Source organism: Conchiformibius steedae (assembly GCF_014054725.1).
In the GTDB taxonomy this organism is placed as follows: domain Bacteria; phylum Pseudomonadota; class Gammaproteobacteria; order Burkholderiales; family Neisseriaceae; genus Conchiformibius; species Conchiformibius steedae.
In genome coordinates this window covers 144083-156196 of sequence record NZ_CP059563.1, presented here as the reverse complement: position 1 = coordinate 156196, position 12114 = coordinate 144083, and the positions used below count along the sequence as shown (strand labels likewise).

The window sequence follows — 12114 nt, the reverse complement described above, 5'->3', positions numbered from 1 at the left end:
AGAAACTTTTATCATTGATAGTGAATACGCTAAATGGATAATAATAAACGTTTATATGGTACTCATGGCACATGTAGAACATACGCAGATGACATAGTACGAAATCAAAAATTTAATTTAGGACATGGACGGCATGGGCGTGGGGTTTATCTATGGCACTCACATAGTTCTGATGACTGGAAGTTTGCTCAAGAATTAGCAATACAATATGCCATACATAATTCTAAACGTTTTAAAGATGTAAATGATTCCAGTATTTGTTGGTTAAAATGCATATTATCAGTACCCGATAGTCGATTTTATGATTTAGTTTGCCATGAACATTACGGGCTTTTTTTATCCTTTCTAGATAAAATGCGTAATAAGCTTGGGGATAAAGAGATAACAAAATGTAAATGGACAGAAATATACTCTTCTTTTTTTACAATGATAAAAAAAGTAAGAAAAGAAGAGTATGGGATAGATGAGGATATTGCTGTTTATTATGTTTTAGCTGAGGCTCCATTCATTAAAAAACATGAAAATTTGTATACAACGACCAATAAAACCGTAGGTTGTTATGTTGTTAGAGACCATAAAGTATTTGTAAAAATTGAAAGGTGTAATTAATATGAAATTAGATAAAGCTTTTCAGGATAAGTTTTTGTCTTATTTAGATGGCTTATCCAAAGATGAAATTATTAGTATTATTGAAGAGCCTGCTGTGGATGTTGGTTTTTTAGCTAATGTTATATCTTTCAATAATATAATTGATATGTATAACCACTACTCTATTGGAAATATACATAATGATTATTTTTCCAATATATCTTCTAACTATGAAATTCGTTATTTGATTAATATAAGAATGAGAAATCATTATAATGATGTATTTAACCTAATTTTGAATAAAAAAGAGCCAATTGGTTTAGGTGATAATATAATTGAAGAAGAATATGCTATTGCAGCAAACGATAGCAGATATGCAATTGCAGCTTAAATAAAGGTGTTAATCATGAATATTCGATTAGTAGGGTATAGAGTAATGAATACTGTATTTAATGCATCTATACCTATTTTGGATACATTATCCAATATTTCAAATATGGAAATGAATGAGTACTCAAATTCAATGAATTTTGATGTTGTTTATCCTGAACATAGACCTAAAGATTTTTTTGTTCTTTTTAACATAAATTTAATGGAAAAGGATAAGATGGAGGAAGATTCTGAAGGATTATTTTCTATTAAATTTCTATCACATTTTGAATGCGATCAGGACATTGATGATAAATTTAAAAAATCTGATTTTCCTATTGTAAATGCTCCAGCTATTGCATACCCATTTGTTAGAGCGTTTGTTAATAACTACTTTATAAATGCTGGTTATGAGCCAGTTCTTCTTCCAACATATAACTTTGTTAAATTTAAAGATAAGCATAGAAAATAATAGTTATTTATGCTTTTTAAACTTATTAAATCGGCGTAACGGATAAAATGATTGCTAATTTTTATTACGATAATTGGATATAAAATACCGATTTGTCTTTATCGTAATAAGAAACGGTCAAGCAAGCGTGGATTGGGTTTATTAATCCAGCCTACCTGCATAAACCAATCATGCTTGGCATTATATTCCGCCAAGCATGATGTTTTTGATTACGCCGCCACCTGTTGTTTCAAACACGCTGCCTGATGGCTGTCGCTGCCCTGTAAAACGGGCTTGGTTTCGCTGCACGCGCCGTCTGCCTGCGGGCATCGGGTGCGGAACACGCAGCCAGATGGTGGGTTAATCGGGCTGGGTAGGTCGCCTGGTAGCAACTGAATCACTTTATTGCGTTCCGCTTCGGGGTCGGGCAGGGGAACGGCAGACATCAACGCTTGCGTGTAGGGATGGGCGGGACGTTCGTAAACGGCTTTGTCCGTACCCAATTCTACGGCATTGCCCAAATACATCACCAATACGCGGTCGGAAATATGCTTGACCACCGATAAATCGTGGGCGATAAAAATCAGTGCCAAGCCCATTTCTTTTTGAACTTGTTTCAGCAGATTAATTACTTGCGCTTGAATGGATACGTCCAAGGCGGAAACGGGTTCGTCGCAGATAATGAGTTTGGGCTCTAAAATCAGGGCGCGGGCGATGCCGATGCGCTGGCATTGTCCGCCTGAAAATTCATGCGGATAGCGGTTGATTTGGTTGGCAAGCAATCCGACTTTTTGCATCATGGCTTTAACACGCGCCAGCACTTCGTCTTTTTTTAAGTGGGGATAATAGGTTACCAAGGGTTCGGCGATGATGTCACCCACGGTCATGCGCGGGTTCAGCGAAGCCAAAGGGTCTTGGAAAATCATTTGAATATGCTTGCGTTTTAGGCGCATGGCTTTTTCAGGCAGCCCGACCAGTTCTTCACCTTCAAACAAGATGCTGCCTGATTTGGCTTTGACCAAGCCGATAATGGTACGCGCCAAGGTGGACTTGCCGCAGCCAGATTCGCCCACCACGCCCAGCGTTTCGCCTGCGTTGAGGGTAAACGAAATGCCGTTTACGGCTTTGAGGGTGGCGGGTTTTTGCCAGAAAAACGCGCCGCTGGATTGGATGTCAAAATGGGTTTGTACATCGGTAAGTTGTAATAAGGGCTGACTCATGCGGCGGCTCCTTCGCTTTCGGCGGCGTGGTGGGGGTGTACCCAATGGCAGGCGCGTTGGCGGCCGTTGGGCAGGAATTTTAATTCGGGCGGCTGGCTGCGGCAGATGTCCATCACATGCTCGCAACGCTCTTGAAACGGACAGCCTTCAGGCAGCTTGAGCAGGTTGGGCGGGTTGCCCGGAATGGTTTTTAATTCTTCCGCGCCGTCGTCGTCCAAACGCGGCACCGCACCCAACAGCCCGATGGTGTAGGGGTGGGTGGGACGGTAAAAAATTTCATCGGTCGGACCATACGCCATGGTGCGCCCTGCGTACATCACCAGCACTTTGTCGCAAATGCCTGCCACCACGCCCAAATCGTGGGTAATCATAATAATGGTGGTGTTAAAATCTCGTTTTAAATCATTGAGCAATGCCATAATCTGCGCTTGCACGGTAACGTCTAATGCAGTAGTGGGTTCGTCTGCAATCAGCAGTTTGGGGCGACACAGCAATGCCATCGCAATCATCACGCGCTGGCGCATACCGCCTGAAAATTCATGCGGATACATGGCGATGCGTTTTTTCGCTTCGGGAATTTTCACCGCTTCCAACATCCGCACCGATTCCGCCCACGCTTCGGCTTTGCCCATACCTTTGTGCAGGCGCAGCACTTCGGCAAGCTGGTCGCCCACTTTCATATAAGGATTAAGCGAAGTCATCGGGTCTTGGAAAATCATGGCGATTTGTTCGGCGCGGATTTTGTTGAGCGCTTTTTCAGGCAGCCCCAAAATTTCTGTGCTGTTAAACTGTACCGAGCCTGACGTTTTGCCGTTTTTTGCCAGCAAGCCCATAATGGCAAAGGCGGTTTGCGATTTGCCCGAACCCGATTCGCCGACAATGCCCAGCGTTTCGCCCTGATTAAGCGTGAAATTGAGATTATTGACGGCGGTTACGTTGCCGTCTTCGGTTTTAAACTGTACGCGCAAATCGCGTACTTCCAATAATGCGCTCATACAGGCTCCTAGCGGTCTTTCGGGTCTAGCGCATCGCGCAGCCCGTCGCCGATAAAGTTAAAACAAAACAGGGTAATCACCAAAAACGAAGCGGGGACAATCAACTGCCACGGCGCAACCTGCATGGTTTGCGCCCCTTCCTGCAACATCGCGCCCCAACTGGTCATCGGCTCTTGCACGCCCAAGCCCAAAAAGCTCAAAAACGATTCAAACAAAATCATGCCCGGAACGAGTAGCGAGGCATACACCACCACCACGCCCAACACATTCGGCACAATATGGCGCAACACGATTTTGCGTTTGGATACGCCGCAAACGTGTGCCGCTTCAATAAATTCTTTTCCTTTCAGGCTTAAAGTTTGTCCGCGCACAATCCGTGCTACGTCCAGCCACGACACCATGCCAATGGCAACAAAAATAAACACCAGATTGCGCCCGAACAGGGTTACCAGCAAAATCACAAAAAACATAAACGGAAAGGCGTTGAGGATTTCCAAAAAGCGCATCATCAACATATCGGTTTTGCCGCCCATATAGCCCGATACCGCGCCATACACCGTACCAATCAGCACCGCAACCAATGCACCTGCCACGCCCACCATCAGCGAAATGCGTCCGCCGATGGACACGCGGGTAAACAAATCGCGCCCGAGTGCGTCTGTGCCGAAATAGTGTTTGTTGGCAAACGAGGGCGCAGCCTGCATATTCGCCCAATCGGTGTGGCTGTAGTCAAACGGGGCAAGCATCGGCACAATCAGCACCCATGCGCTAATCAGCAACAAAACCACCATGCTAGCGAGTGCGGCTTTGTTGCGGGAAAAGCGTAACCATGCGTCTTGCCACAGGCTGCGCCCTTTGATGTCGGCATCGGCAGCGGCGGCTGCCAGTGCAGATGCCTGTTTTTTACTGATGAGCATCGGTGTTCCTTTTTCGGTTTGTTATTGTATTAAATTAAGGGCAGGACAAATCGGCGCACGGTGTCGCGCAGGGGGACGAGTTTGCCGTGGAAAAAATGCGAGCATTCGGGCAAAACCACCACAGGCAGGTTTTGCGGCGCTGCCCAAGCCAAAGGCTTGGACAATGCCACCACTTCATCGTCTGCGCCGTGAATCATCACGGTGCGCGAGGTGTCGGGAACGGCGGGGGCGGGAACGGGATAATGTCCCAAAGCTGCGCCAATCAGCAGCAAAATATCGGGGCTGCGCTGTTGTGCGGCAAACACCGCCACATAGCCACCAAATGAAAACCCTGCCAACACCAGCTGTTGCGCCTGCGGGTGCTGCGCCCGTGCAAAATCCACCACTGCCACGCAATCATCGGTTTCGCCGCGCCCGTGGTCGTATGTGCCTTCGCTGTTGCCTGTGCCGCGCAAATTGGGCAGATAGCAGTGATAGCCCAGTTCTGCCAGCACTTTGGCGGCGGTTTGAATCACTTTATTGGTAAACGTGCCGCCTTGGGTGGGATTGGGGTGGTTAATCACTGCCACGCCGCGTTCGCTGCCTTTGGCGGGAATATACAGGGTTTCCAACAGCCCTGCGGGGCCGTTGAGGGTAAGCACGGTATCGGGTTTGAGCATAAGTGTTCCTACTGGGCGGTTAAATCCAAAATACAAACGGGGCAGGCAGACTGTGGTGTGTCTGTCTGCCCCGAAAAGCGGACTTTAAATAGAATAATTAGTCGGGAATACGCAATTTTTGTCCCGGATAGATTTTATTCGGGTCGGTAAGCATGGGTTTGTTGGCTTCAAAAATTTTGTTGTACTGGTTGGCATCGCCGTAATACTGCTTGGCAATGGCAGACAGGGTGTCGCCCTTTACCACATCATGAAAACGGGATTCGGTGGCAGCGGCGGCTTCGGCGTTTTCCGCGGCAGAGGGCGCACCGCCTTCGGCTTCGGCAGCTTCGCGGCGGGCAGCGGCTTCGGCGGCTACCTGTACCAGCAGTTTTAAGCGGTTGTCCACATGTTTCACACCGCTAACATTGCCCGCAGCCAAAGCCGCTTTTTCAGAAGCGGGCAGGTCGGGGGCGATGCCCGTTAAAATCACGGTTTTGGTTTCGGGGTTGTAATCGGCTTCCAACTGGTGCAAGCCCAATAATTGTTCTTCCAAATGGCTTTTGATTTTGGCAGAGACTTCGGCGGGGTCGTCCGAACCGAATAATTTTGCGCCCGCGTCTTGAATAAAACTGAACAAGCCCATGTGTGTGTCCTTGTGTGTGTGTGATAAAAGGGCGAGTATAACGGCATTTTGGCGATTGTGCCAATGATGGGCGCAGCGCGTTTTTTGACAGAGTTTGCGCTACAATATAAATTATTTGTTATTGGTTCCCATTGCCATGATTCAGCACCATACTTTTACCGATGCCCCCAGTGCCGCGTTTGCGCTGGCACAAGCCGTTGCCAATGCTTTGCGCGACACCCTTTCCCGTCAGCCCCATGCCACGCTTGCCGTGTCGGGCGGACGTTCACCAATTGCCTTTTTTCAGGCATTGAACACACAAGATTTGGATTGGTCGCGTGTGAACATCACTTTAGTCGATGAACGCATTGTCGCCACCACCCACGCCGACAGCAACACCGCTTTGGTGCGCGAATACCTGCTGCAAAACCGTGCTGCTGTGGCGCGTTGGCTGCCTTTAATTGCAGACGGCGAACTTGCGCCCACGCCTGCTGTGGCATTGCCGTTTGCCCAACAGCATTTTGTTCAGCCCGATGTGGTGGTGTTGGGCATGGGTGCAGACGGACACACCGCCAGTCTGTTTCCGCAAGCGCCGCAGTTGTCCGCCGCACTGGCACCCGATGCGCCCGCGCTGCTGCACACCAGCCCCCTTACCGCCCCGCATGAGCGTTTAACTTTAAGCCTGCCCGCGATTGAACGCGCCGCTGCCGTATTCCTTGCCATTGGCGGTGCAGAAAAACTGGCTGTTTATCAACAGGCAGCAGAACGGGCGCGAATGGATTTGCCTGTCAGCCTGATTTTACATTCCGAAAAGGTGCGTGTTGATGTGTACAGCCACCCTTAACGGCTATCCGCGCCTGTTGGCGGATATTGGCGGAACCAATGCCCGTTTTGCTTTACAAACCGCGCCCGAACAATGGGAACGGACAGCCGTGTTGCCCTGCGCCGATTACGCCACCATAAACGATGCCGTTGCCGCCTATTTGCGTGAATATGCCCACGGCGAAACGGTGCGCCACGCCGCTTTTGCCATTGCCAACCCGATTCGCGGCGATTGGGTGCAGATGACCAATCATCATTGGGCGTTTTCCATTGAAGCGGTGCGCCAAGCCTTTGCTTGGGAAACTTTGTTGCTGTTAAACGATTTTACCGCGCAGGCTTTGGCGGTGTCGCGCACGGCAGAACATCATTTGGTGCAAGTTGGTGGCGGTAAGGCAGCGGCAGACGCGCCCAAAGCGGTGATTGGTGCGGGAACGGGCTTGGGCGTAAGCGGGCTGATTCCGTCTGCCGCAGGGTGGACAGCGTTGGCAGGCGAGGGCGGACATGTTAGCTTTTCGCCGTTTGACGATACCGAAGTGATGATTTGGCAATACGCCCGCAAACAGTTCGGACACGTTTCCGCCGAGCGTTTGTTAAGCGGTGCGGGGCTGGTGTTGATTTATCAGGCTTTGGCGCAGCAGCAGGCGCACAGCGTACCGCTGGATTGGTCGCCTGCGGACATCACCGCACAGGCACTTAACGGCACATCGCCGCTGTGCCGTGAAACTTTGGATATTTTTTGTGCCATGCTGGGAACGGCAGCGTCTAATTTGGTTTTGACCTTGGGCGCGCGTGGCGGTGTGTATGTGTGCGGTGGCATTGTGCCGCGTTTTGCGGATTATTTTAAACAATCGCCGTTCCGCCGCCGTTTTGAAGACAAAGGGCGTTTTGCCGATTATTTGGCAGACGTGCCTGCTTATGTGGTATTAAGCCCTTATCCGGGCATTGAAGGCGCAGCGGCGGCATTGCACAACCATTTGCGCCGTTAATATAAAGGAATTGAAACAATGAATTATTTGGATAACGACTTAACCCCACCCGAAATCTTATCGGTGCGCGTGGCAGCAGAAACGGCTGTTTTTCAGGTGCAAAGCGTGGATTTGCAGTTTGCCAACGGGCAAAAACGCACCTATGAACGGCTCACCCCAGCCCGCCGCCGTGCCGTGATGGTGTTGCCCGTGTATCAAAACCGCCTGATTATGATTCGTGAATACGCCGTAGGCAGCGAGCGTTACGAATTAACCTTCCCCAAAGGGCTGATTGATGAAGGTGAAACGCCCGAACAGGCAGCCAACCGCGAATTGCAGGAAGAAATCGGTTTTGCCGCCGATGAATTTACCCTACTGCGCCGCCTGTATATCTCGCCCGGACACATGTTCAGCCCCATGCACGTGTTTATTGCCGAAGGTTTGCGCCCCTCTGCCTTATCGGGCGATGAACCCGAACCCTTGCAGCAAGTGTTTGTTGATTTGGATAAAATTCCCGAATTACTGGCGCATCCCGAAATGGGCGATGCACGGGTATTGGCATCATTGTTTTTATTTGAGAACGTTTTTGCAGCAAAACACGGTAAAATAGCGCTTTAATGATTCAGTCAGAGAGAAAATATTATGCTTAGCAAAATCAGTGAAGAGTTAAACACCCTGTCTGCCGCCGAACGCAAAGTAGGCGAATGCGCCTTGGCAGAACCCAAATGGTTTGTTCATGCTGCGGTGGCAGAAATCGCCGAACGTGCGGGTGTGAGCCAACCCACGGTTATCCGTTTCTGTCGCAGCTTGGGTTATAAAGGCTTGCCCGAATTCAAATTGGCATTGTCTGCCAGCATCAGCCATTCGGGTTTGCCCTATGTGCATGCCGAATTAAACATCGATGACAGCATGGGCGATGTGATGGAAAAAGTGTTGGGCAACACCGCCGCTGCCTTATTGGGCGCGCGTCGCAGCCTGAATCAGAGCGATTTGGAAAACGCTGTTGCCATGCTGACCCACGCCCGCCGTATTGAGTTTTACGGGGTAGGCAATTCGGGCATTGTGGCGCAGGACGCGCAACACAAGTTTTTCCGTTTCGGCATTTCTACGGTGGCGTATTCGGACACACACACGCAATTGATGGCGGCAGCGGTATTGAGTGCCGATGATGTGCTGGTGGTGATTTCCAATTCGGGTTCGTCCATCGAGCTGCTGGATTCGGTGAGCATTGCCAAAGAAAACGGCGCACAAGTGATTGCCATTACCCGCAGTGACAGCCCCTTGGCGCAGTTGGCAGACTGTGTGCTGCCCGTGGCGGTGCAGGAAGACAACAGCCGTTATACGCCGATGGTGTCGCGCATGCTGCAATTGGCGGTGGTGGATATTTTGGCAATCGGTTTGGCATTGCGTTTTGGCGAAACCATCAGTCTGCAGTTGGAAAAGGTGAAACGCAGCGTGCGCAAACACCATGTGGCGGCAGACGGTGACGCTGCCGATACTTCAAACGCTGCTTAATATGACAGCTTTGGTGACCCGCAAAACGCGCACCGCTTATGCGGTGATGGCGTGGCGTTTGGCGCGGCTGCTGGCTTGGCTGCTGCGTACCGCGCTGCGCCTGCGCCGTTTGGATGGTGCGGACGATGCCACGCGCCGCCGCGTATTGCAGCAGATGGGCGAAGAATGTCTGCGCATTATGGCGGTGCGCGTGGACAATCCCGCTGCGCCCGTGGTGGCAGACGGCACTTTGCTGGTTGCCAACCATGTGTCGTGGCTGGATATTTTTGTGCTGGTGTCGGTGTATCCCTGCCGTTTTATTGCCATGACTGAATTGCAGCGTTGGCCTTTTATCGGCAAAATGATACGCAATGCGGGTGCGGTGTTTATTGACCGCAGCAGCCGTAAAGACATTGACCCCATCAATGCCGCCATTGCCCAAGCCTTGCGCAGCGGTGGCAATGTGTGCTTTTTCCCCGAAGCGCGAACCTCATTAGGCAACGGCGTGTTGCCGCTGAAAGCCGCCCTGTTCCAAGCCGCAATTCAGGCAGACGCGCCCATACGCGCCGCCGCCTTGCGCTATTACGACGCAGCAGGGCAGCGCACCGAAGCCGTTTCCTTTGCCGATATCAACCTGTTTGTGTCGTTGTGGCGGATTTTGCGTTTGCGCGAAATCGTGGTGCGCGTGGATTTTGCCGATGCCATGCGCCCCGAAGGCGACCGTTTTGCCATTAAAGACCGCGTGGAGGCGTATCTTCGCCAACAGGTGTTGTCTGACAGTCCGAATCCGCAGCGTCTGCTGCCGTAATTTCTGCCCGCCTTTCCTGTAATTTCATCAAACGGTTGCGGCGGCGCACCATCGCCACCCAGAACGCAAACAGCGTAGGCAATACGGTAAACACCACCAAATAAATCAACTGCCGTGCCAAACCCGGTTGCGCCACGGCAAACATCAGTGTGGTAAACACATAACCCATCAATACAATATGCCACATGATGATTTTCCTGTTTTAACGATAAAATATTAGGATAAACAATAATGACCCACCCTGTCGATTTGCCCGCATGGCAAGCCCTCACACACGATTTTCAACGCACCCGCAACCAACACATGCGCGAACTGTTCGCCCAAGACCCGCAACGCGCCGAACGCTATTGGCTGGAAGTGGGCGAAATGGTGCTGGATTATTCCAAAAACCGCATTGACGACACCGTACTTGCCCATTTAATTGAATTGGCGCAACAAAGCGGTTTGCAAGAACGCATCGGCGCGATGTTTGGCGGGGAAAAAATCAACCTGACCGAACAACGTGCCGTTTTGCATACCGCTTTACGCAACCGCAGCAACACGCCCGTGTATGAAGACGGCGAAAACGTGATGCCGCAGGTAAACGCCGTATTAGCCAAAATGGGGCGTTTTGCCGATGCCGTGCGCGGCGGACGTTGGACGGGCTACACAGGTCAAGCCATTACCGATGTGGTCAATATCGGTATCGGCGGTTCCGATTTAGGACCGTTGATGATGTGTTCTGCGCTCAAGCCCTACGGACACGAGCGTTTAAGCATGCACTTTGTGTCCAATGTAGACGGTACGCAGCTGCGCGGGGTGCTGGAAAAAGTACGTCCCGAAACCACCCTGTTTGTGATTGCGTCCAAAACCTTTACCACGCAGGAAACCCTGACCAATGCCCGTACTGCCCGCGAATGGTTTTTGCGCGATGCGGGCGAAGCGGATATTGCCAAACATTTTGTTGCCGTGTCCACCAATCACGAAGCCGTTGCCGCGTTTGGTATTGATACCGAACACATGTTTGAATTTTGGGATTGGGTAGGCGGACGTTACAGCCTGTGGTCGGCGATTGGTCTGCCGATTATGCTGTATTTGGGCGAAACCCATTTTGTGCGTATGCTGGAAGGCGCACACCTGATGGACCAACATTTTGCGCACACCCCGTTTGAACGCAATATGCCTGTGATTTTGGCACTGCTGGGGATTTGGTACAGCAATTTTTACGGCGCATCTACCCATGTGATTGCCCCTTACGACCAGAATTTACACCGTTTTCCCAAATTTGTGCAGCAATTGGACATGGAATCCAACGGCAAACAGGTTCAGGCAGACGGTACGCCTGTTACCACCACCACAGGACCGATTATTTGGGGCGAAACAGGCATTAACGGACAACATGCTTTTTTCCAATTGATGCACCAAGGCACACATTTAACGCCTGCGGATTTGATTGTGTCTTTGGAAAAACGCAGCAATTTACCGGGGCATCACGAAATTTTGTTAAGCAATGCCATTGCCCAAGCCGAAGCGTTTATGCGCGGTAAAACCGCCGAAGAGGCGCGTGCGGAACTGTTGGCAGCGGGCATGGGCGAAGCCGAAGCACAAGCCCTAATCCCGCACAAAACCTTTTCGGGAAACCGTCCGACCAATATGATTTTATTGGAAAAGATTGACCCGTTTAATATGGGTGCGCTGGTGGCGCTGTATGAACATAAGGTGTTTGTGCAAGGCGTGGTGTGGGGGATTAACAGCTTTGACCAGTGGGGCGTGGAATTGGGTAAGCAGTTGGCAAAAACGGTGTTGGCGGAACTGACGGGCGAAATGGACACGCAGGCGCACGATGCTTCTACCATGCGTTTGATTAAACGTTACCGCCGTGCCAATTGTGAAACGGACGGAACGTGTCATTTGCTGGATTAAAATCAACGCCGTTTCTGTATGGAAACGGCGTTGATTTGTTTAACGGTTAGCTGATACCCAACAGCGGCAGCAATCCGCCTTGCTGGTGTAGGGCTGCCATATCGGTAAAACCGCCAACATGGGTGTCGCCGATAAAGATTTGCGGAACGGTGCGCCCGCCGTTGCTGCGTGTTTGCATTTCTTCAAACAGGGCGTTGTCGCCGTCAATATTGATTTCTTGAACATTATCCGCGCCCACTTGTGCCAACAGGGCTTTGGCACGGGTGCAGTAGGGGCAGAAGGGGCGGGTGTACAGAATAACGGGATGGGTGTTCATGTGTGTG

16 protein-coding genes are annotated in these 12114 nt (G+C 50.5%); 9 read left to right on the top strand and 7 right to left on the bottom strand.

The window, feature by feature from the left end; all coding sequences use genetic code 11:
- The first annotated feature begins 33 nt into the window (after positions 1 to 33).
- The 3 genes from H3L98_RS01160 to H3L98_RS01150 are packed head-to-tail and all read left to right on the top strand — an operon-like array spanning position 34 to position 1429.
- Positions 34 to 609 carry a hypothetical protein gene (locus tag H3L98_RS01160; protein ID WP_156932290.1) on the top strand — a complete coding sequence of 192 codons (576 nt, stop codon included), beginning with the start codon at positions 34 to 36 and terminating at the stop codon, positions 607 to 609.
- A gap of 1 nt (position 610) precedes the next feature.
- Entirely contained in the window at positions 611 to 979 is a 369-nt protein-coding gene (locus H3L98_RS01155; protein ID WP_027022010.1) for a hypothetical protein, read from the top strand.
- A gap of 15 nt (positions 980 to 994) precedes the next feature.
- Complete coding sequence (locus H3L98_RS01150) at positions 995 to 1429, top strand: protein-export chaperone SecB (protein WP_027022011.1); 435 nt, start codon at positions 995 to 997, stop codon at positions 1427 to 1429.
- Positions 1430 to 1638: 209 nt separating this feature from the next.
- On the opposite strand, the gene oppF is transcribed toward H3L98_RS01150, so the two are convergent.
- The 5 genes from oppF to lysM all read right to left on the bottom strand — a co-directional run bounded on the left by oppF (position 1639) and on the right by lysM (position 5821).
- Positions 1639 to 2628, bottom strand: coding sequence for a murein tripeptide/oligopeptide ABC transporter ATP binding protein OppF (gene oppF / locus H3L98_RS01145; RefSeq protein WP_027022012.1), 990 nt, complete (start codon positions 2626 to 2628; stop codon positions 1639 to 1641).
- A complete protein-coding gene (oppD, locus tag H3L98_RS01140) occupies positions 2625 to 3623 on the bottom strand; it encodes an oligopeptide ABC transporter ATP-binding protein OppD (RefSeq protein ID WP_027022013.1) in 999 nt (332 codons plus the stop codon). Before oppD ends, oppF begins: the two co-directional genes overlap by 4 nt.
- Before the next feature lie 8 nt (positions 3624 to 3631).
- The gene (oppC, locus tag H3L98_RS01135) at positions 3632 to 4540 is read right to left on the bottom strand and encodes an oligopeptide ABC transporter permease OppC (protein WP_027022014.1); all 909 of its coding nucleotides are present in this window, start codon (positions 4538 to 4540) and stop codon (positions 3632 to 3634) included.
- Positions 4541 to 4569: 29 nt separating this feature from the next.
- The gene (locus H3L98_RS01130) at positions 4570 to 5199 is read right to left on the bottom strand and encodes an alpha/beta hydrolase (RefSeq protein WP_027022015.1); all 630 of its coding nucleotides are present in this window, start codon (positions 5197 to 5199) and stop codon (positions 4570 to 4572) included.
- A gap of 97 nt (positions 5200 to 5296) precedes the next feature.
- A complete protein-coding gene (gene lysM / locus H3L98_RS01125) occupies positions 5297 to 5821 on the bottom strand; it encodes a peptidoglycan-binding protein LysM (RefSeq protein ID WP_027022016.1) in 525 nt (174 codons plus the stop codon).
- 136 nt (positions 5822 to 5957) lie between these two features.
- Between lysM and pgl the strand changes: the two genes are divergently transcribed.
- From pgl to H3L98_RS01100, 5 genes are read left to right on the top strand one after another with little or no spacing between them, the layout of a single operon-like run.
- Positions 5958 to 6644 carry a 6-phosphogluconolactonase gene (pgl, locus tag H3L98_RS01120; protein ID WP_027022017.1) on the top strand — a complete coding sequence of 229 codons (687 nt, stop codon included), beginning with the start codon at positions 5958 to 5960 and terminating at the stop codon, positions 6642 to 6644.
- Positions 6625 to 7608 carry a glucokinase gene (locus H3L98_RS01115; protein ID WP_027022018.1) on the top strand — a complete coding sequence of 328 codons (984 nt, stop codon included), beginning with the start codon at positions 6625 to 6627 and terminating at the stop codon, positions 7606 to 7608. Before pgl ends, H3L98_RS01115 begins: the two co-directional genes overlap by 20 nt.
- Before the next feature lie 18 nt (positions 7609 to 7626).
- Positions 7627 to 8205: an ADP compounds hydrolase NudE gene (nudE, locus tag H3L98_RS01110; RefSeq protein WP_034333562.1), complete on the top strand. Its 579-nt coding sequence runs from the start codon at positions 7627 to 7629 to the stop codon at positions 8203 to 8205.
- Positions 8206 to 8229: 24 nt separating this feature from the next.
- Entirely contained in the window at positions 8230 to 9102 is an 873-nt protein-coding gene (locus tag H3L98_RS01105) for an SIS domain-containing protein (protein WP_027022019.1), read from the top strand.
- A gap of 1 nt (position 9103) precedes the next feature.
- Positions 9104 to 9889, top strand: coding sequence for a 1-acylglycerol-3-phosphate O-acyltransferase (locus H3L98_RS01100; RefSeq protein ID WP_246327829.1), 786 nt, complete (start codon positions 9104 to 9106; stop codon positions 9887 to 9889).
- On the opposite strand, the gene H3L98_RS01095 is transcribed toward H3L98_RS01100, so the two are convergent.
- Positions 9813 to 10076, bottom strand: coding sequence for a hypothetical protein (locus H3L98_RS01095; protein WP_084481880.1), 264 nt, complete (start codon positions 10074 to 10076; stop codon positions 9813 to 9815). The two genes, H3L98_RS01100 and H3L98_RS01095, sit on opposite strands and share 77 nt — an antisense overlap.
- Before the next feature lie 44 nt (positions 10077 to 10120).
- Between H3L98_RS01095 and pgi the strand changes: the two genes are divergently transcribed.
- The gene (gene pgi / locus H3L98_RS01090; RefSeq protein ID WP_027022021.1) at positions 10121 to 11791 is read left to right on the top strand and encodes a glucose-6-phosphate isomerase; all 1671 of its coding nucleotides are present in this window, start codon (positions 10121 to 10123) and stop codon (positions 11789 to 11791) included.
- Positions 11792 to 11837: 46 nt separating this feature from the next.
- Here the strand turns inward: pgi and grxC are convergent, their stop codons facing one another.
- Positions 11838 to 12107 (bottom strand): glutaredoxin 3, encoded by a 270-nt coding sequence (gene grxC, locus H3L98_RS01085; RefSeq protein ID WP_027022022.1) that lies wholly within the window; start codon positions 12105 to 12107, stop codon positions 11838 to 11840.
- Between the last annotated feature and the right edge of the window lie 7 nt (positions 12108 to 12114).